The following is an 18,372-nucleotide window of genomic DNA, read 5'->3' on the forward strand; positions in this document are numbered from 1 at the left end:
CATGTCCGTCAGGCGTTTTTCGATTCTAGTTTTCAGTACGTTACTGATTATTTTTCTGGTTAGCACTGCATCCAACATCTGGTCATTAACGCGAAGCAACCAATCTCTGGATAATGTAAATCGCGAAATCCGTGTGGTGTTATCGGTAATCGACCCAATCAACCACAGCCGCACCATGCGCGTTCGTGCCATGGAAGCGTTAGAAGAGCGTGAGCAAGGATTAAACGATCAGGGGCTACAGGCACTTAACGGCGCACAATCGGTACTAGAGAAGGCAAACACCGCATTTCAGGCTTATCTTGAGGCACCCAAACAGCCTGGTGAACAGGTCTTGACTGATTCCTATCAGAACGCATTTGTGAATTATCGTGAGCAAGGCTTACAACCCTTACTGGATGCTGTCCGCGCCAACGACATTCCACGTGCTCGTGCGCTGGTGACATCCACCCTGCCGCAGCTGGATAAGCAATTTGAAGTCGCACTGGATAAATTACTGGCATTCCGCCAGCAGTATGCGCAGCAGCTCAACAAAGATGCTCAATCTGGTTTCAAACAGAGTCTCCTGAGTATCGCGATTTTTGCACTAATCTTCGCCGTTATCCTCGGTGCCGTATTCTGGCTTCTAAAAAAACGGGTACTCAACGAACTGGATAAAGCCAAAGAGCATTGCACTGAAATCGCCAGCGGTGTGTTGCATACGCCGATTGTTGCCAGTGCCAATGACGAGATTGGTGCAATGATGCGCGAGCTTGAGCAAATGCGTGTATCACTGGCAAGTATTATCGGCCAGGTGCGCGAGTCGAGCCAGACCGTGGCTTACGCCTCTGAAGAGATTGCCGCCGGTAACACCGACCTTTCTGCCAGAACCGAAGAGCAGGCATCATCGCTGGGTCAAACGGCTGCCAGCATGGAGCAGTTGACCGTGACGGTAAAATCGACTTCCGACAACTCTCGCCAGGCCAACAAACTGGCAAATGGCATGCTAACTGCTGCCAATGATGGCAATGAGATTGTCAGTGAAGTAATTGATTCAATGCGTAATATTGAGTCCAGCTCCAGCAAAATCGACAATATTATTAGCATTATCGAAGATATTGCTTTCCAGACCAATATTCTGGCGCTGAATGCCGCGGTTGAAGCCGCACGCGCAGGTGAGCAAGGCCGCGGATTTGCAGTTGTAGCAACAGAGGTACGCAACCTGGCCCAACGTTCATCGGTGGCAGCGAAAGAGATCAAAGAGCTAATTGAGCTTTCTGGCGAGCAAGTCAATATCGGCAGCAATCTGGTGAACCGTGCGGGCGAAAGTATGCAGCGCATTTCCAACGCCATCAAAGAAGTCACCGGGCTGATGGAAGAGATTGCAGTGTCTACAGGTGAGCAAAGCCGCGGTATCGAGCAGATTAACCAGGCTGTAGTGCAAATGGATGTGGTGACACAGCAAAATGCCGCGTTGGTAGAGCAGGCTTCAGCGGCGGCAATGTCGCTTAAAGAGCAGTCGCAAGCGTTAAATGAAACGGTAGCGGTATTCAAGTTGGCGTAAGCGGGATCGGGTGACGTCAGTCACCCGACAAACCGATGACCAAACTTTTCGGCAAGCGTCGTCACCAGGCGGACGTTATCCCACTGCTGCTCGGGCGTAAGGCTATTACCCTCCTTTGATGCCAGATAAATGGGAGCGTCCATTTCATTAGCGCCAGGCTTATTTATAAATCTCCGCAGAACCGCACAAACGGTTGTTGCCGTAAGCCCCGACGATACGGTAAGAACTGGCACCCACTCTGGTGGCTTTGACATTCATTTCATGTTGCAGACTTGAAATGCTATTACTGCTTGTGCATGCGGTAATGACACCGACTTTCTCCTGAGTCACTGGCGCTGAGTCAACCAGGTTTGCAGCTATAGAAGAGAAAGAAAGCGTAGCCAGAGTAAGAGCGGCGAGGGTCATTGTTACGTTTTTCATCATCTGTTTTCCTTTTCTGTATTCGTATATGAGCTCCGTTTAATCAACGGAGCTCATTATTTAGAATGTTTCCTCAGTACTGAGTGACGCGGTTAACCTCTTGAAGTAGGTTGTCGCTATGCGTCGGGATATCAGGTATTTCGCACCGGGAAGCCCACCTTGCTAAGTGCTGCGATGAAATCGCTCTCCTCCATGGTGCTATCAACCCAAACTTCACCTAAAGCCGTGTTAGTCTCGATGGGTGCATGCGGATCGACACTCAGCAGCGCTTGGGTGACGGACTTAGCGCAGCCGCCGCAGGTCATTTTTGGAATGTAGAAATGAAGCATTTTGATCTCCTGTTTGTTTACTGTTTCAAACTCACTATCGAGCTTGACAGCGTGGTAAGGTCAAATGCTTTTCAACAAAATTTTCCAGTAAAGTGGCGACTTTTTTTAATCTTCAATCAGCGTGACGATGAACGTGATGAAGCGCGAGTGTCCACACCAAACCGCGGCGTCCTGCGTGAAGTGAGTGGCGGTTGTTCCGCCGCGGCGATGGACTCAGCCAGGTCTGCAAGGATCGGGCAATTTGGACGGTCATTACCGCGGCAGTGATCGGCAAGATGCTCGAGCGTTTGCGCCATCGCTTGCAGCTCGTCAATTTTCGCCTTTAGTCTGGCAACATGGGAGAGCGCCATCATCTTGACATCGGCGCTCGCACGGTCACGGTCGTGCCACAAAGCCAACAATACCCCGATCTGTTCGACCGAAAAACCAAGGTCGCGGGCGCGACGAATGAAGCAAAGACTATGCACGTCCGGCTGGCTGTAATGTCGATAACCGGCATCAGAACGAAGGGCTTTGGGGATCAAACCAATCTGTTCGTAATAGCGAATCATCTTTGCTGACACACCGGAAAACTTGGCTGCTTGACCGATATTCATCATTCACTCCTTCTGGGGGAATCCCCTCAAGCAAGCGAGGGATTATCTGTTTAACCGACTCAGCGTCGGTCGTTGTGGGTTTCAACCATCATCGGTGCCTGGAAACGTTTGAGTCGTAGAGCGTTGCCAAGCACAAAGACGCTGGAAAGCGCCATCGCAGCGGCGGCGAAAATTGGCGAAAGCAATGTGCCATTCACCGGGTAGAGAGCCCCTGCTGCAACAGGAATAAGTACTGCGTTGTAGGCAAAAGCCCAGAACAGGTTCTGTTTGATGTTGCGGATCGTCGCCTTGCTAAGCGCAATGGCATTCGGCACGCCACGCAAGTCGCCCGACATCAGCACGACATCAGCCGCCTCGATCGCCACATCCGTTCCCGTGCCGATGGCGAGTCCAACGTCCGCTTCAGCCAGCGCTGGCGCATCGTTGATTCCGTCACCCACAAAGGCAACCCGCGCGCCATTGATCCGGAACGTCTTCAACGCTGCGACTTTACCGTCGGGTAAGACCTCGGCTGCGACTTCATCTATGCCGAGCTGTTTAGCGATCGCCGCAGCCGTCGCGGCATTGTCGCCAGTGATCATCGCCACCTTGAGTCCAAGTGCGTGTAGCGCCTTGATAGCCTCAGGCGTCGACTCTCTGATCGGATCGGCGACGGCAATTACCGCCGCCAGGTGACCGTCTATTGCCGCATAAAGTGGACTTTTTCCTTGCTCGCCCAGACGCTGAGCGGTCGCCAGGAAGCTCGTCACATCAAGGCCGAGTTGTGTCATGAACCGGTCAGCGCCAACGGCGACGGTCCGGCCTGCGACCCTGGCCGATACACCGAAGCCCGGTGTTGCATCAAAGTGTTCAATGGCTGCAAGCGGGATACCCCGCTGCTTCGCGGCTAAGACAATCGCTTCTGCTATTGGGTGCTCGGAGCGGGTTTCAACTGACGCCACCAACGCGAGAACGTCGTCATATTCGAAACCTTCGGCGGGAACGAGGTCGGTCAGTTCAGGGCGTCCTTTGGTCAGCGTGCCGGTCTTGTCGAGTGCGATGACGCTAACATCGCGCAGTGCCTGTAAAGCTTCACCTTTGCGAAAGAGAACGCCGACCTCAGCCGCTCGCCCCGTACCGACCATAATTGATGTCGGCGTGGCGAGCCCCATAGCACACGGGCAGGCGATAATGAGCACTGCAACCGCATTGACGAGTGCGAAGGTCAGCGCCGGAGCCGGGCCTAAGACCAGCCAGACCAGGAAGGTCAGCGTGGCAGCAGCCATCACCGCGGGGACAAACCACATTGTCACCTTATCGACAAGTGCCTGGATAGGAAGCTTGGAACCCTGTGCCTCCTCGACCAGACGGATGATTTGCGCAAGCACCGTATTCGCACCAACTTTGGTGACACGGAAGCTGAAAGCCCCTGTCTTGTTTATTGTGCCCCCGACGACTTCAGCGCCTACCCCTTTGGACACGGGCACCGGCTCGCCGGAGATCATGCTTTCGTCAACATAAGAAGACCCCTCGACGACCTCACCATCGACCGGAATCTTCTCGCCCGGACGAACGAGCACGATGTCTCCCATCTTCACCTGATCGAGCGGGATCTCAACAGACTCGCCGTTGCGCTCAACGCGCGCGGTCTTGGCCTGCAGCCCTACGAGCCGTTTGATTGCTTGCGAGGTTCGCCCTTTGGCGCGCGCCTCCAACGTGCGCCCAAGCAGGATCAAGGTCACGATAACGGCGGCGGCTTCGAAGTAAATATTGGCGGTACCCTCAGGTAGCACTTCAGGGGCGAAGGTCGCGACGACCGAATAGCCGTAAGCTGCCGCGGTGCCGACCGATACCAACGAGTTCATGTCGGGAGCACCGCGTAGCAACGCCGGTATGCCCTTACGAAAGAAGCGCAGACCGGGACCAAACAAGACAAGACTTGCGAGAACAAACTGCATGTACCAGCTCGTCTGCTGACCAATAACCGCCATTACCCAATGATGCATGGAGGGAATAAGGTGCGAACCCATCTCAAGGATGAAAACTGGCAAGGTAAGGATGCCTGCAATAAAGAAAGATCGTCGCAGCGCACGTGCCTCACTTTCGCGACGTTCAGCATCTTGATCGCCGGTATTCACCGCCTCGGCGGATAAACGACGGGATTTGTAGCCCGCCTGTTCAACCGCTGCTTCAAGATCACTCGTTGTGACTACCCCGGCAAGGTGACGCACTCTTGCGCGCTCGGTCGCCAGATTGACTGTGGCTTCTAATACACCGGGGATTTTCGCGAGCGCTTTCTCAACGCGACCCACACATGACGCACAGGTCATATCTTCGATCGCAAGCTCAGTGGTCTCTTCGCGGACATTGTAACCAGCTTTCTCGATGGCGCTGACTGCCCCCTGGGGATTTGCCCAATCGGTGAAGGTGATATCGGCACGTTCAGTAGCAAGGTTGACCGCTGCCGACTGCACTCCAGGGACCTCTTTCAGTGCACGCTCGACCCTACCAACGCACGATGCGCAGGTCATACCTTCGACCGGTAAGCTCAGACGAGTGACTGAGGACGTTGATGGATTGGAAACTTGTTGGAAAGCCATTGCTTTACCCCTTTAATGTTACTGTTTAAAAAAACTTAAACCTTCCCCTCAGGGGAAGGTCAAGCTTCGTGGGTAATTTGTTTCGCGAAGCGTTAATCCGCTCGACCACCCGCTCCGTTACAATCGTTATCCGACTGGGCACATATCTCCCAGCCACCGCCTAACGCCTTATAAATGCTGACAACTGCAAGGCGCTGGTTGGTGCGAGCAACGACCAGCGCACGGCGGCTTGCAAAGTCGGTACGTTCAGCGTCGAGCACATCCAGGTATTGACCTTCACCTTCTGAAAATTGCAGCTGAACAAGCCGTGCCGCTTCGCGATTTGCCTCTGACTCAAGCAGACGTAACCCAAGCGTGTTGCCCGCGGCTCCGTAGGCTCTAAAGGCGTCATCTGTTTCCTGCAGTGCGCGCAAAATAGTCTGGTCGTAGATGTTCAACGCCTCTTTGGTTCGTGCCTCGCTGGCGGCTATCCGGGCCCGCACTCGCCCAATATCGAGAAGTGACCAGCGAATAATCGGGCCAATGAAGCTGGACTGCGCCCCGGCACCACTCATCGCATCAAGGCTCCCTGCAACCAGCCCTATCGAACCTTGCACCTGGATCTCAGGGTAAAGACCGGCTGTCTCTACCCCGATTCGGGCGGTTGCCGCAGCGAGAGTCCTTTCGGCGGCCGCAATATCGGCGCGCCGTGCGAGGAGTGCCGTAGGATCGCCCACGGAAATCGTCCGAATCGCTAATGTTTCACGCCCAGGTGTGGGCGTGGGTGGTTTGAATGTCTGGGGCACTTCCCCAAGGAGAATGGCCAGTGCGTTGACGGAAGCTGCACTGCGACGTTCCAGTTCGGGTGCGGCCGCTTCAACATTGCGCAACAACGCCTCAGCACGGAATCGGTCAAACTCACTGGCCGAACCCGCACTCACGAGACGTTCGACCTGCTCCAGGCTTTCGCGCTGGCTTTGGCTGATGTCGGTAACAACAGCCAGTTCGGCTTCGATTCCTTGTAATTCAAACCAGGTAGCGGCCACCTCGGCAACGACACTCGCCTGAGTGCTTCGCAGTAGCGCTTCGCGGGAACCCGCCTGAGCCCTGGCCTCCTCCACCGATCGCCGCACGCGGCCAAAGAGATCAATTTCCCAGGACGCATCCACTGCGCTGCGATAGGATTCGGTATGACGCGGCTGGTCAGGTGGCGTATCAACTTCATTGCGTTGGCGCTTCTCATAACTCAGCACCGGGCCCCCCACCGGCAGGAATCCCTGACGGTTCTCACGCACTATGGCCCTTGCCTCTTCGAGTCGCGCGGCAGCGATTCCAATATCGTGGTTCTCCGCAAGCGCCCGTTGGATCAAGATGTCCAGAGCAGGATCGTCGAAGGTGCGCCACCATTGCACCTCGACGGCCCCCGAGCTAAGACCTGCGGCTGGCGTGCCGAAGGTCGCGGGTAACGGGGACGAAGGTATTGAGTAATCGGGGCCAACCGCCACGCATCCGGTCAGCAGGCTGAGCGTACTTAGAGAAAGCAGAACGGCTTTAGAAAGACTTCTCATGACTTAGCCTCCTTAATGCGCGACTTCGACTTTGATCTGTACTGCTCGAAACGGGTTTCCAGAGCACGCATAACCACATAGAAAACCGGTGTCATGAACAATCCAAACAGGGTCACGCCGAGCATGCCCGCGAATACCGCGATGCCCATAGCCTGACGCATCTCAGCCCCAGCACCATTAGCCAATACCAGCGGAACGACACCGGCGATGAAGGCGAGTGACGTCATCAGGATCGGCCGCAGTCGTAGTCGACAAGCCTCAATGACAGCATCGAGCGTCGTTGCCCCTTCGCCTTCAAGACTGCGCGCAAACTCAACAATAAGAATGGCGTTTTTGGCCGCCAAACCGACGAGCACGATGAGCCCAATCTGGACGAATACGTTGTTGTCACCGCCTGCCAACCAGACGCCAACAATCGCGCTCAACAGGCACATCGGTACGATCAGCAGAACCGATAAAGGCAACAGCCAACTGTTGTATTGCGCAGCGAGGATCAGATAAGCCAGCAGTACACAGAGCAGGAAAATGTACAGCGCCGAACCTCCGGCCAGCTTTTGCTGATAGGTAAGGTCAGTCCATTCAAAGGTCATGCCCTCAGGGAGAACGTCCTTCGCTATACGTTCCATAGCCGCAACTGCCTGTCCCGAACTGACGCCCATCATCGCGCCGCCCGAAATGTCGGCCGAAGGATAGCCGTTATAGTGAATCACACGGTCTGGACCGGAACCCGGCGTGACGGTGACAAACGAGGACAAAGGCAACATGTTTCCGGCCGCGTTACGCACTTGCAAACGGCCGATGGCTTCGGCCTGCATGCGGTAGTCTGCATCGGCTTGAGCCGTGACTTTATAGGTGCGACCGAATCGGTTGAAATCGTTGACATAAAGGGATCCGAGATAGACCTGGAGCGACTCGAAAATATCCGACAGACTCACTCCCTGACTCATGGCCTGGGTACGATCAATAACCACGTCGAGTTGTGGTGCATTGACATCAAAGCTGGTAAGCAATCCAGCAACCTGCCCTGATTCGGTGGCTTTCGTCATCAGAAGCTGAGTTTGCTGGACCAGGGCATCAAACCCGGCGCCACTGCGATCCTCAACTTGCATTTTGAAGCCGCCGGTAGCACCAAGGCCAGGCACAGGTGGCGGTGGGAATACCCCGAGGAAACCATCAGGGATGCTGGCGAATTTCGCTTGTAGTCGCCCGGCTATCGCGTTAGCGGTAAGATTGGGTGTCGTGCGCGCTTCAAATGGGTCGAGCATTACGAACATGACCGCAGCGTTTGGGACGTTGACGAAACCGTTAATCGACAGCCCAGGGAATGCCACGACGCTCTCCACACCCGGTTCATCAAGCGCAAGCTTCGACATCTGCTTGACGACTGCGTCGGTGCGATCCAACGATGCAGAGTTAGGGAGCTGTGCGATGCCAACCAGATAATATTTATCCTGCATCGGCACAAAGCCTGGTGGGACAGCCTTGAACCCGAAGAAGGTCAGCACGAGCAGCCCACCGTAAACCAAAAGCGCGAGACCACTGACTCGTACAACTTTGCGAACCGTGTTGCCATAGGCATTCGGTGCATGCTGGAACGGCCGACCAAGCAACTTAAACAACCGATCAATGCGGCCCCTCAGGCTACCAGGGTCATGTGTGACCCCTTCCTTGCGGTGCCGTAACAAAAGTGCCGCAAGCGCCGGGCTAAGGGTGAGTGAATTGATCGCCGACAAAATGGTCGAGATGGCAATAGTGAGCGCGAACTGGCGATAGAACTCTCCCTGCAGACCGCTGAGAAACGCCGTCGGTATGAAAACGGCGGCGAGCACCGATGTGATCGCGATGATAGGACCGGTGACCTCATCCATGGCGCGCTTTGCGGCCTGGGGAGGAGGCTCGCCATTTTCGATATGACGTTCGACGTTCTCGACCACGACAATTGCATCGTCTACAACGATCCCGATTGAAAGCACCAGGCCAAATAACGATAAGGTGTTGAGCGAGAAGCCCATCAGATGCATGACGGCGAAAGTGCCGATAAGCGATACCGGCACGGCCAAAAGGGGGATGAGCGAAGCCCGCCAGTTGCGCAGAAACACGACTACCACGATGACGACGAGTAGGATTGCCTCCAACAGGGTGATGACTACTGACTCAAGTGAGGCACTGACAAAGACCGTGGGGTCATAGGCGATGCGTGAACTGAGCCCTTCCGGGAAGTTAGCTTCCAACCGCTGCATGGTTGTCCGCACCGCTTGCGAAACATCCAGCGCATTGGCTCCCGGGCTCTGAATGATTTGCAAAGCCACAGCGGGTTCACCGTCACCTGAAATGCGGCATTGGAATTGGGAGTTTGCCCGACCGAACCGGCCGCCACCTGTACGTTCTGCTCGCGTACTGCGGCGATAACATCACCCGCCGTCAATCCTCTGGCGGCGATCAGGTCTGGATCGAGCCAAAGCCGCATACTGTATTCACCCGCCCCCCAAACCAGGACGTCACTGATCCCCGGAATGCGGGACAGCTCATCGCGCACCTGGAGGTAAGCGTAATTCGAAATATAGAGAGGATCGTAACGTTTATCAGGCGACAGCAGGTGAACCACCATCAAGATGTCCGGGGAGGTTTTTTGTGTGACGACGCCCTGGCGCTGTACCTCCTCAGGCAGGCGCGGCAGCGCGCGCGAGACTCGGTTTTGTACCTGGATCTGTGCCATATCGGCATCAGTCCCCTGCTTAAACGTGACCGTCAGGATCATTCGACCATCGGTTGCCGATTGTGACGACATATACAGCATGCCCTCGACCCCGGTGATTGCCTGCTCAAGTGGTGCTGCCACTGTTTCAGCGATCACCTTAGGATTCGCACCAGGATAAGAAGCCGTCACTTGCACGGTCGGCGGCGTCACCGCTGGATACTCGCTAAGTGGCAATTGGAAGAAGGCAACGGTTCCGGCGATCACCATTAGAATCGACAGGACGATGGCAAAGATCGGGCGATCGATGAAAAAACGAGGGAAAGTCATTGTGCGCCTCCTGATGCTGGTGGGACCACAACAGGCGTGCCATCAATTGCTGCTGTCTGTGGCGTGACTTGCATACCCGGACGTACCAGCCCTTTAACGACGATGCGCTCGCCTGGCTGCAAACCTTGCTCTATCACTCGTAAACCCTCGACCATCGGCCCAGTCTCGACGGGGCGGTATTCCGTCTTGTCATCTTTGCCAACAACAAGTACGTAGCGGCGGCCCTGGTCGGTGCCAATCGATTGATCTGAGATCAGCACCCTGGATTGCGATACGCCGGTCTCCAGTTTGACCCTGGCAAAAAGACCGGGCATCAAATGCCCATCAGGGTTGTCGACAACCGCACGGATACGCACCGTTCCCGTGCCACGATCGGCGGCGTTGGAGAGAAAATCGACACGGCCTTGCCGCGAATAGGTCTTATCGGTGGGCAGAGCTACCATGACTTTTGCCGCCTGCGATCCGTCCGAGCTAGCGTTGACTCGCCCTGCGGCGAGCGATTGCAAATACGTACGCTCGTCGACATCGAAATAGACATGAAGTGGGTTAATCGAGACGATCGTTGTGAGTGGCGTTACGCCACTGGCGACATAGTTACCCTCGGTAACGAGAACCTGGCCAACACGCCCGCCAATTGGCGCAGTGACGCGCGTGAAACTCATGTCCAGTAGCGCTGCATCCAATGCTGCTTTTGCGGCATCAACCTGGGCTTTACCCATATTCAGCGAAGCAGTTGCATTGTCGAGACGCTCGCGAGCAACCACTTTTTGGGTGAACAGTCGTTGGGTTCGGGTATATTCTGTCTGCGCAAGCATTGATGCCGCTTCAGCCTCTCGTAAGCGCGCCCTCTCAGCATTCACTCGGGCCTGAAATACTCGAGGGTCAATACGAAACAGTTCACTGCCCGCTTCAACAACACTTCCTTCGGGTACGCTCACGGCCTGAAGATAGCCTGCAACTCGTGGGCGAAGTTCTACTCGCTTAACGGCGGTCAGCGAGCCGGTGAGTTCGACAAAGGGCGTCACTGGGCGAACTATCACCTCAGCCACCGGAACACCAGGCGGCTTTACGGCAGCGGCAACGGTTGCCGTCTCATTACATCCAGCGATAGCGAGCACGACGCTTATCGTCGCAGTCATTAAGATTACGGATTTGGCTTTCATCATTTTGCCCTTTAAGACGGGAATCGACGGTTAATTTTGCTGAGCCGAAACAGCTCTTCAGCCATTTAGCCGACTTACCACTGTTGGAAGGTCAAGGGTTTTTTTGAGGATTGGAGCGATCTTTTGCAAAGTACGGTTGGCGGCAAAGTACGATCCAGGGGGATGGTCAGGAAAGTGGATATCAGTGGGAAACTCAGTATTAGGGACGTGTAGCTAAAGGCGTTTATCCGCGAGCATATCGGCAGAATGAAGCTGGATGGGGACAAGATGAAGTGTGTTAGTACAGCGCAAGAGTGAGCATGAACGACCTGAAAAACAGGCCGATCATAATGGGTAAAGGATGTTAAAAATTGTTCACCATGTGTCCGAACACTTCTCTACCATGGCATGGACTATCCACCCTGGATGTCTATGGGTCCGTGAACAATCGGCTTGCTCGTTACCAAACCTTTTCAGCAAGCTCCGTCACCAGGCGGACTTTATCCCACTGCTGCTCGGGCGTAAGGCTATTGCCCTCCTCTGTTGAGGCAAAGCCACACTGCGGGCTGAGGCAGATTTGGTTGATATCAACATATTGCGCGGCTTCGTTAATTCGCTGTTCAATCAACTCAGGGTTTTCCAGCTCACCATTTTTTGTGGTGATAAGCCCTAAAACTACCTGCTGATGACCCGGGCGCACAAAGCGCAGCGGCGAAAAATCACCGGAACGGTCGTTATCGTATTCAAGGAAGAAGGCATCCACATTGACACTGCCGAACAACACTTCAGCAACTGGCTCGTAACCCCCCTCAGAAATCCAGGTTGAACGGAAGTTACCGCGGCAAACATGCAGGCCGATAACCAAATCGTCCGGCTTGCCTTCCAGCGCTTTATTCAGCACCTGAGCATAGATTTTCGCCAGTTGGTCTGGATCATCACCACGCTCGCGGATCTCTTTACGTTGTGCATCGGAGCACAGATAAGCCCAAACGGTGTCATCAAGTTGCAGATAACGGCAACCTGCTGCATAAAACGCCTGAATGGCATCGCGCCAGGTCGTTGCAAGATCGTCAAAATACTCTTTTAAATCAGGGTACACATTACTGTCGATAGCATTGCGGCCACCACGGAAATGCAACACGCTTGGGCTTGGAATGGTCATTTTTGGCACCGCGTTGCCGCTGATGCTTTTCAGATAGCGGAAATCTTCCAGCATTGGGTGCGAACCAAACCCAAGTTTACCCACCACACGCACACTGTGCGCTTTGGTCTGTACCCCATTAAACTGAATGCCCTGTTCTGATTCGTAGCGTTCCACACCTTGCAGGCCGTCGAAGAAATCAAAATGCCACCACGCCCGACGGAACTCACCATCAGTCACCACGTGCAGACCGCAAGCGCACTGCTGCTCGACCGAAGCACGAATCGCATCATCTTCAACTTTGCGCAACTGGCTGGCGTCGATTTCACCTTCAGCAAACGCCTGACGGGCATTTTTGATAGTGGCTGGACGTAAGAAACTACCGACAATATCGGCACGGAATGGAGCGCGATGTGGTGTGGTCTGAGGCATGTGTTTTCTCCGCTGACCCGGCTAATTAATTTAGCAAGGTGATAATTCATTATTTGAATATTTAGCCATCTGGACGGCTATTTGTGTAATTGAGAATGGCAGATGACGAACATGAGGACAAACGAAGATCTTTCATGGTTATTGAAAATAATTCATGTTGTTAAAGCCCTGTAAATTGCAAGTTGATCTACATCACAGTTTGCCGTTAAATATGACGTCCTGTTTTAGAGCCTCCCAATATGATTGTTCGCCCGCAGCAACACTGGTTTATCCGCTTATTCGTCTGGCACGGTTCGGTTCTACAAAAAATCTACTCACGCCTGTTGTTGAATGTTGCGCTCTCGATAAGCGTTATCTTCTTCCTGCCATGGTATGAAACGCTGGGTATAAAACTCACCATCGCACCCTTTAGTATTCTTGGTGTGGCGATAGCGATTTTTCTCGGATTCAGAAACAGCGTCTGTTACGCCCGCTTTAACGAAGCTCGCACGCTGTGGGGGCAACTGGCGATTACTCAGCGTTCGTTTTTGCGCGAGACTAAAAGTCTGCTGGGTGAAAACCGCAGTCAGATTAGGTCTTTTGTGAATTTGCAGATTGCCTTTTGCCACGCGCTCAGGCTCACATTGCGTAAGCGCCCGGTAGAAGAGACCCTGAAAAAATTCTTAACTGCCGAAGAATTACAGTGGGTGATGAAAAGCCACGCGCCCTGTAACCGCATACTATTGCTGATGGGCGAATGGCTCGCCGATAAACGCAAACAGGGTCTGATTTCTGATGTGGTGTGGAGCAGTCTGAATCATCATCTGAACGATCTTTCAGCGGTTTCCGGGGGCTGTGAGCGCATTGCCAACACACCGTTGCCATTCGCCTATACGCTGATTTTGCATCGTACCGTGTACCTGTTTTGCATTATGCTGCCGTTCGCATTGGTCACCGACCTACACTACATGACACCGTTCTTGTCGGTATTTGTTTCCTATACCTTTATTTCGCTTGATACGCTGGCTGAAGAGCTGGAAGAGCCGTTTGGCACAGAAGACAACGACCTGCCGCTGGATGCCATTTGCAACACTATTGAGCGGGATTTACAGGATATGGATGAGCGTGAGGAACTGCCTGAGAAGTTGCGCCCGAACCGCCATTATCAGCTAAGTTAGCAGGCGCACAATTATTTAGAAGATCGGGCCAACGAAATCACGTTTGCCCAATGGCACACCCGCCTGGCGCAAGATGTCGTAAGCGGTGGTGAAATGGAAGTAGAAGTTCGGGGTGGCGAATTTATACACATAGCCGCGAGCGGTGAAACGCAGTTCGTGTTCACGTGCCATCACGACAATTGGGCGCTCGTCGTCACCAGCAAGTTGCTCATCGCTAATGCCTTTCATGAAAGCAATCGTCGCTTTAATACGCGCCTGAAGCTGTTCAATAGTGGTTTCGTTATCTTCCATCACCGGAGCATCAACACCTGCCAGACGTGCAACAGCACGTTTGGCCATATCGGTTGTAATCTGCACCTGGCGCACCAGCGGATACATATCTTCTGCAAGCGCCGCCGTAAGCAGGCTCTCTTCCGTTTTACCGTTCTCTTTCGCCCAATCAGCCGCTTTCTCAAGGATTGCAGACAGGTTACTTAAACCCAGGATGAACTGTGCATTGGTTTCACTGTAAATCGACATTGTGACTTCCTTTAGATATGACAAATTTGAGCCAAAGATTACACCCTGTTAGCGCCCTGCGGGTAGCAAATTCACAGCTCAGGCAAAGCTAAATCCTTCATCCGCCCACCGGTTAATCCTCCAATCATAATTTTCACCGGACGGCCAAGACGAGCCAGTTTTAATGCGGCACGGTCAGCGCCGTTACAATGCGGCCCCGCGCAATAAACCACAAATAGCGTGTCCGCAGGCCATTCTGCCATGCGCTCGGCCGTCATATCCCGATGGCGCAAATGCAATGCTCCTGGAATATGGCGACGCGCAAAGGCTTCTGGCGAGCCAACAACATGCAGCAGAACAAAATCTAGGTCCCCTTCTTTCATGGCACTGTGAACATCATCGCAGTCTGTTTCAAGGTTCAAACGCTGTAGAAAATGAGCGGCGGCGATTTCTGGGGCAGCGGCTGGATAATCAGTAACGTAACTCATAAACACTCCTCATGGTGGTGAGATCTCACTATAGAGCGCAGCGTATGGCTTGACGTATGGCAGAAATGACAGATAACGTGAAGATCATGACAATCGTCTGGAATACTCATGCAAAATCCTCTTGTTGTCGCTTTGGCGTATGACGGCCTGTGCACCTTTGAATTCGGTGTCGTGGTTGAAGTGTTTGGTCTGCCGCGCCCGGAAATGGGCGATAACTGGTATCGATTTGCGGTCGCAGGAATCGAACCTGGCGAGCTTAGAGCGACCGGCGGTATCCGGCTGGCGGTTGATGGTGGTCTTTCTTTGTTGGAGGACGCAGGGACGATTATTGTGCCCGGCTGGAGGGGTGCTGACGAACCGGTTCCGCCACAGTTGTGTGAAGCTTTACGTGCTGCACATGCACGCGGAGCGCGGATCATGTCGATATGCTCTGGTGTATTCGTGCTGGCAGCCAGCGGCCTGCTCGATGGGTTACAAGCTTCAACCCACTGGCGTTACACCGAAAAGTTGCAGCAACGGTATCCGGCTATTCAGGTGATGCCAGATGTGTTGTATATCGATAACGGATCGGTTCTGACCTCAGCCGGAAGTGCCGCCGGTATCGATTTGAGTTTGCACCTGGTGCGGCGTGATTACGGCCAGGCTGCCGCAAACAGCGTGGCGCGCCGCCTGGTTGTGCCCCCTCATCGCGTTGGCGGTCAGGCACAGTTTATCGAACAACCTATTCCGGTTGCCTATGAAAGCAAGCGTCTAAGCCCACTGTTCGATTATTTGCAAATCCATCTGGCTGATGAACACTCGGTAGAATCGCTGGCGGCGTTCACAGGTATGAGTCCGAGAACATTTTTACGCCGTTTTGCCGCAACAACCGGCACCACGCCCGCACGCTGGCTGCTGAATATGCGCCTGACGCACTGTCGGGATTTACTGGAAAGCAGCACACTCTCCATTGATGAAATTGCCGAGCGAGTCGGGTTTGGCAGTGCGGCGACTCTGCGCCACCATTTCCGCGCTAAGTTTTCCACCACACCCGCCACATACCGCAAGTCATTTACTTCAAGTAACGAAAAATTGATTATCACCAGTGAAACAACGTGATAGAGATAACGGCATTATTTGAAAGTTAGCAGATGAAGGTATCTGGAGAAGATATGCGTAAATTGAATGTATTTGTTTTTTCTGCGGCCCTGATGGCCGGTTCTTTGCCATTGGCGATGACTGCTCAGGCAGCTGATGCACCGGTTGCCGCACCGGCCCCCGCCGCGCCACAGCCAACGTCCTCGTTTGAAATTCAGGAATTTCATGCCGATTACAAGCCATTTAAAATTGGCGACATCGTGCCTGATTTATACCGTACTAAGCCTTATCAGATTGATGCCTGGCAAATCAGGCATCTGCCAGCACCAGTAGCAGGAAGCCACTGGACGTACATGGGCGGGAATTACGTGCTGATTACCGATGCTGAAGGGAAGATTTTACGCGCTATGAAAGGCGAGATTTTTTACGGTCATTAATAGAACAACCCCCGGTCATCGCACCGGGGTTTAGTTTTCAAACAGGCGTTAATTAAGCGCGGAGCATAGCTTTAATCTTCGAGTAACCGTACTCAAAAATCATATCCGTCGTACACATAAAGACAATCACATCACCTGACTGGCACTCTTCAAGTGCGATATTTAATTCGCCATCGAACTCTTTAGACAGTTGCGGCATCAACATCTGCATATCACCAGGGTAATCCTCATCTTCATCGGGTGGCATATCGTCAATTTTTGAGCCACGCACCACGTAAATCAGCAGATTTTTATCGTTGGATGTAATTGGGGCGCGCAAATATTTACCCGTTGGATGCTTAGCCATATCGTTACCTTTTGTTGATAGCTGTAAATTCCGCGCTATCCTCGCAAAAGATGACGCGAAAAGACAGCCTGAGCGTAATGACAAGCCTCAGTTAACCACTAAACTCAGGAGGATTAAAAATCTGGATTGAGGTGGCTATGCAACAAAAAGTTTCTGCCCAATGTCATTGTGGTGCTGTCGCTTTTACCGTCGAACTGAGTGATGGTTTTAACACTATCCGCCGCTGTAACTGTTCATTTTGCCGAATGCGCGGCGCGGTTGCTGTTTCTGCTCCGTTGTCGGGGATTAAGATGACTAAAGGCCAGGATAAACTCACCGAATATCGTTTTAACACCGGAGCGGCGGTGCATTTCTTCTGTTCCGTGTGCGGGATTTATACTTTTCACCAGCGCCGCTCAAACCCTGAGCAATATGGCGTGAATGTCGCCTGCATTGAAGGCGTGTCACCTTTCGACTTCCCGAAAGTCACGGTAATGGACGGCGTCCATCATCCCAAAGATGGCGGCGGTGGCGTGGCCGGGTATCTGACTTTTACATCTGAGTAATCTTTGCCATTCGCTGGCGGGTTTTCAGCATTGACCCGCCCGGCGAATGTCATTTCTCCCCGAGCCGCCAAATTTTCTCGGCGTAGCGCCCGACAAGAGCCAGCGAAATGGCGAGCAGCAGGAAGAAAATCACTTTATTGGTGTCGTCCCAGAACATCTCGAAATAGCGGGTGTAGAGGTTAATACCGAGGAACGTCAGGCCGAATCCGCGCAGCATGCCATCGTCAGTTTTCAGGCTAATCCAGATACATGCGCCTGCCGCGAGGGCGAAGAGCAATGACCAGTGCAGCAGCTCAATCTGGCGCACACTTTGCCAGATATCCAAATCGTAATTCCCAAAGATCGACAAAATCCACAAAGCGATAAACAGATACAGCAGCCCCATCGCTTTACTGACCGCAAACAGGTTACGTTGCAGCAAAGGTTTTTTAAGCAGATAACATGCCGCAAGTAACAACCCACCGAATAATACAAAGCGAATGGGATAGTTCATACCGAGCCAATAAGCGCCCCAGCCGGAATAATAGCCTGTCGAAGTGCCGAAATAACTCCCCAACGCCAGCAGGCAAAACAGCCAGATAAGCCCCGAACGGCCCAGGTAGCCAATAGCGCCATATATAGCGCAGCCGAGCAAACATAGCGGGGCCACATTCCCGCTGCCGTTATCCAGCGCCATGCCGAGCTGCCACAAAAATAACGAGGTAAATAATGCACCTAAGAAAAGAATAGCTTCATTGCTGTAGCGTTTATCCGGTGTCCTCTTTTGCCGATAAAATCCCCAGACATAAAACGCTATAGCGATAAGCAGCAGAATCACAGCACGCGTGAGGTTGCCAAAATTAAACAGCAACGCCATCAAATATTCATCAGCAACCAGGCTGCCAATCGCAATAATGAAACAGGCCAGCGCTACCCAGAATGCATAGCGGCTCATTCGTTGCCAGTCGAACAGTTGAACCGAGAGGTTTTGTTGCAGACGCTGTTGCTCTGCGGCATCAATCACCCCTTCCTGACGCCAGCCCTCCAGTGTGCGCTTGACGACCTTTTCCTGTTTGCGAGTCACTTTCATTGCG

General features: G+C 53.3%; 16 protein-coding genes and 2 pseudogenes. 5 read left to right on the top strand and 13 right to left on the bottom strand.

Features of this window, described 5'->3' with window-relative positions; all coding sequences use genetic code 11:
* Position 1: 1 nt before the first annotated feature.
* A complete protein-coding gene (locus tag IX31_RS03085) occupies positions 2-1,540 on the top strand; it encodes a methyl-accepting chemotaxis protein (protein WP_034455694.1) in 1,539 nt (512 codons plus the stop codon).
* A 20-nt stretch (positions 1,541-1,560) separates the two neighbouring features.
* Here the strand turns inward: IX31_RS03085 and IX31_RS23705 are convergent, their stop codons facing one another.
* From IX31_RS23705 to IX31_RS03125, 9 genes and pseudogenes are all read right to left on the bottom strand, one after another.
* Entirely contained in the window at positions 1,561-1,683 is a 123-nt protein-coding gene (locus IX31_RS23705; RefSeq protein ID WP_277813392.1) for a hypothetical protein, read from the bottom strand.
* A 16-nt stretch (positions 1,684-1,699) separates the two neighbouring features.
* Positions 1,700-1,960: a multiple stress resistance protein BhsA gene (gene bhsA, locus IX31_RS03090; protein WP_034457109.1), complete on the bottom strand. Its 261-nt coding sequence runs from the start codon at positions 1,958-1,960 to the stop codon at positions 1,700-1,702.
* A gap of 131 nt (positions 1,961-2,091) precedes the next feature.
* On the bottom strand, positions 2,092-2,289 hold the full coding sequence (locus tag IX31_RS03095) for a heavy-metal-associated domain-containing protein (RefSeq protein ID WP_034455695.1): 198 nt from the start codon (positions 2,287-2,289) through the stop codon (positions 2,092-2,094).
* 116 nt (positions 2,290-2,405) lie between these two features.
* Positions 2,406-2,885 (bottom strand): Cu(I)-responsive transcriptional regulator, encoded by a 480-nt coding sequence (gene cueR, locus IX31_RS03100; RefSeq protein WP_034455696.1) that lies wholly within the window; start codon positions 2,883-2,885, stop codon positions 2,406-2,408.
* A 59-nt stretch (positions 2,886-2,944) separates the two neighbouring features.
* Entirely contained in the window at positions 2,945-5,464 is a 2,520-nt protein-coding gene (locus tag IX31_RS03105; RefSeq protein WP_034455697.1) for a heavy metal translocating P-type ATPase, read from the bottom strand.
* Positions 5,465-5,556: 92 nt separating this feature from the next.
* Positions 5,557-7,011, bottom strand: a complete 1,455-nt coding sequence (locus IX31_RS03110; protein WP_034455698.1) for an efflux transporter outer membrane subunit — start codon at positions 7,009-7,011, stop codon at positions 5,557-5,559.
* A pseudogene (locus IX31_RS03115) lies at positions 7,008-10,036 on the bottom strand (efflux RND transporter permease subunit). The gene IX31_RS03110 and the pseudogene IX31_RS03115 overlap by 4 nt, the downstream one beginning before the upstream one ends.
* On the bottom strand, positions 10,033-11,202 hold the full coding sequence (locus IX31_RS03120; protein ID WP_277813393.1) for an efflux RND transporter periplasmic adaptor subunit: 1,170 nt from the start codon (positions 11,200-11,202) through the stop codon (positions 10,033-10,035). The pseudogene IX31_RS03115 and the gene IX31_RS03120 overlap by 4 nt, the downstream one beginning before the upstream one ends.
* Positions 11,203-11,638: 436 nt before the next feature.
* Entirely contained in the window at positions 11,639-12,751 is a 1,113-nt protein-coding gene (locus tag IX31_RS03125; RefSeq protein WP_034455700.1) for a cobalamin-independent methionine synthase II family protein, read from the bottom strand.
* Positions 12,752-12,990: 239 nt separating this feature from the next.
* Between IX31_RS03125 and IX31_RS03130 the strand changes: the two genes are divergently transcribed.
* Positions 12,991-13,908 (top strand): bestrophin family protein, encoded by a 918-nt coding sequence (locus IX31_RS03130; RefSeq protein ID WP_034455701.1) that lies wholly within the window; start codon positions 12,991-12,993, stop codon positions 13,906-13,908.
* 15 nt (positions 13,909-13,923) lie between these two features.
* Here IX31_RS03130 and IX31_RS03135 read toward each other — a convergent pair whose 3' ends face one another.
* Positions 13,924-14,427, bottom strand: coding sequence for a DUF1993 domain-containing protein (locus IX31_RS03135; protein WP_034455702.1), 504 nt, complete (start codon positions 14,425-14,427; stop codon positions 13,924-13,926).
* A 78-nt stretch (positions 14,428-14,505) separates the two neighbouring features.
* Positions 14,506-14,894, bottom strand: a pseudogene (locus tag IX31_RS03140) (rhodanese-like domain-containing protein).
* A 108-nt stretch (positions 14,895-15,002) separates the two neighbouring features.
* Between IX31_RS03140 and ftrA the strand changes: the two are divergent.
* Both ftrA and IX31_RS03150 read left to right on the top strand, forming a co-directional pair.
* Positions 15,003-15,992 (top strand): transcriptional regulator FtrA, encoded by a 990-nt coding sequence (ftrA, locus tag IX31_RS03145; protein WP_034455703.1) that lies wholly within the window; start codon positions 15,003-15,005, stop codon positions 15,990-15,992.
* 53 nt (positions 15,993-16,045) lie between these two features.
* Positions 16,046-16,408 (top strand): RcnB family protein, encoded by a 363-nt coding sequence (locus tag IX31_RS03150; RefSeq protein ID WP_034455704.1) that lies wholly within the window; start codon positions 16,046-16,048, stop codon positions 16,406-16,408.
* 52 nt (positions 16,409-16,460) lie between these two features.
* On the opposite strand, the gene IX31_RS03155 is transcribed toward IX31_RS03150, so the two are convergent.
* The gene (locus IX31_RS03155; protein WP_034455705.1) at positions 16,461-16,754 is read right to left on the bottom strand and encodes a hypothetical protein; all 294 of its coding nucleotides are present in this window, start codon (positions 16,752-16,754) and stop codon (positions 16,461-16,463) included.
* A gap of 137 nt (positions 16,755-16,891) precedes the next feature.
* Between IX31_RS03155 and IX31_RS03160 the strand changes: the two genes are divergently transcribed.
* Positions 16,892-17,299, top strand: coding sequence for a GFA family protein (locus tag IX31_RS03160; RefSeq protein ID WP_034455707.1), 408 nt, complete (start codon positions 16,892-16,894; stop codon positions 17,297-17,299).
* Between the two features lie 49 nt (positions 17,300-17,348).
* Here the strand turns inward: IX31_RS03160 and IX31_RS03165 are convergent, their stop codons facing one another.
* Positions 17,349-18,368: a DUF2157 domain-containing protein gene (locus IX31_RS03165; protein ID WP_034455708.1), complete on the bottom strand. Its 1,020-nt coding sequence runs from the start codon at positions 18,366-18,368 to the stop codon at positions 17,349-17,351.
* Between the last annotated feature and the right edge of the window lie 4 nt (positions 18,369-18,372).

Origin of the sequence: Buttiauxella noackiae, assembly GCF_000737905.1 — a bacterium.
In the GTDB taxonomy this organism is placed as follows: Bacteria; Pseudomonadota; Gammaproteobacteria; order Enterobacterales; family Enterobacteriaceae; genus Buttiauxella; species Buttiauxella noackiae.

Excerpts from the sequence above, each read along its gene's own strand:
- IX31_RS03125 (WP_034455700.1), bottom strand. The coding sequence starts at position 12,751 with ATGCCTCAGACCACACCACATCGCGCTCCATTCCGTGCCGATATTGTC.
- IX31_RS03085 (WP_034455694.1), top strand. The coding sequence starts at position 2 with ATGTCCGTCAGGCGTTTTTCGATTCTAGTTTTCAGTACGTTACTGATT.
- IX31_RS03165 (WP_034455708.1), bottom strand. The coding sequence starts at position 18,368 with ATGAAAGTGACTCGCAAACAGGAAAAGGTCGTCAAGCGCACACTGGAG.
- IX31_RS03110 (WP_034455698.1), bottom strand. The coding sequence starts at position 7,011 with ATGAGAAGTCTTTCTAAAGCCGTTCTGCTTTCTCTAAGTACGCTCAGC.
- IX31_RS23705 (WP_277813392.1), bottom strand. The coding sequence starts at position 1,683 with ATGGACGCTCCCATTTATCTGGCATCAAAGGAGGGTAATAGCCTTACG.
- IX31_RS03160 (WP_034455707.1), top strand. The coding sequence starts at position 16,892 with ATGCAACAAAAAGTTTCTGCCCAATGTCATTGTGGTGCTGTCGCTTTT.
- IX31_RS03135 (WP_034455702.1), bottom strand. The coding sequence starts at position 14,427 with ATGTCGATTTACAGTGAAACCAATGCACAGTTCATCCTGGGTTTAAGT.
- cueR (WP_034455696.1), bottom strand. The coding sequence starts at position 2,885 with ATGAATATCGGTCAAGCAGCCAAGTTTTCCGGTGTGTCAGCAAAGATG.
- IX31_RS03130 (WP_034455701.1), top strand. The coding sequence starts at position 12,991 with ATGATTGTTCGCCCGCAGCAACACTGGTTTATCCGCTTATTCGTCTGG.
- IX31_RS03120 (WP_277813393.1), bottom strand. The coding sequence starts at position 11,202 with ATGATGAAAGCCAAATCCGTAATCTTAATGACTGCGACGATAAGCGTC.
- IX31_RS03095 (WP_034455695.1), bottom strand. The coding sequence starts at position 2,289 with ATGCTTCATTTCTACATTCCAAAAATGACCTGCGGCGGCTGCGCTAAG.
- bhsA (WP_034457109.1), bottom strand. The coding sequence starts at position 1,960 with ATGAAAAACGTAACAATGACCCTCGCCGCTCTTACTCTGGCTACGCTT.
- ftrA (WP_034455703.1), top strand. The coding sequence starts at position 15,003 with ATGCAAAATCCTCTTGTTGTCGCTTTGGCGTATGACGGCCTGTGCACC.
- IX31_RS03155 (WP_034455705.1), bottom strand. The coding sequence starts at position 16,754 with ATGGCTAAGCATCCAACGGGTAAATATTTGCGCGCCCCAATTACATCC.
- IX31_RS03150 (WP_034455704.1), top strand. The coding sequence starts at position 16,046 with ATGCGTAAATTGAATGTATTTGTTTTTTCTGCGGCCCTGATGGCCGGT.
- IX31_RS03105 (WP_034455697.1), bottom strand. The coding sequence starts at position 5,464 with ATGGCTTTCCAACAAGTTTCCAATCCATCAACGTCCTCAGTCACTCGT.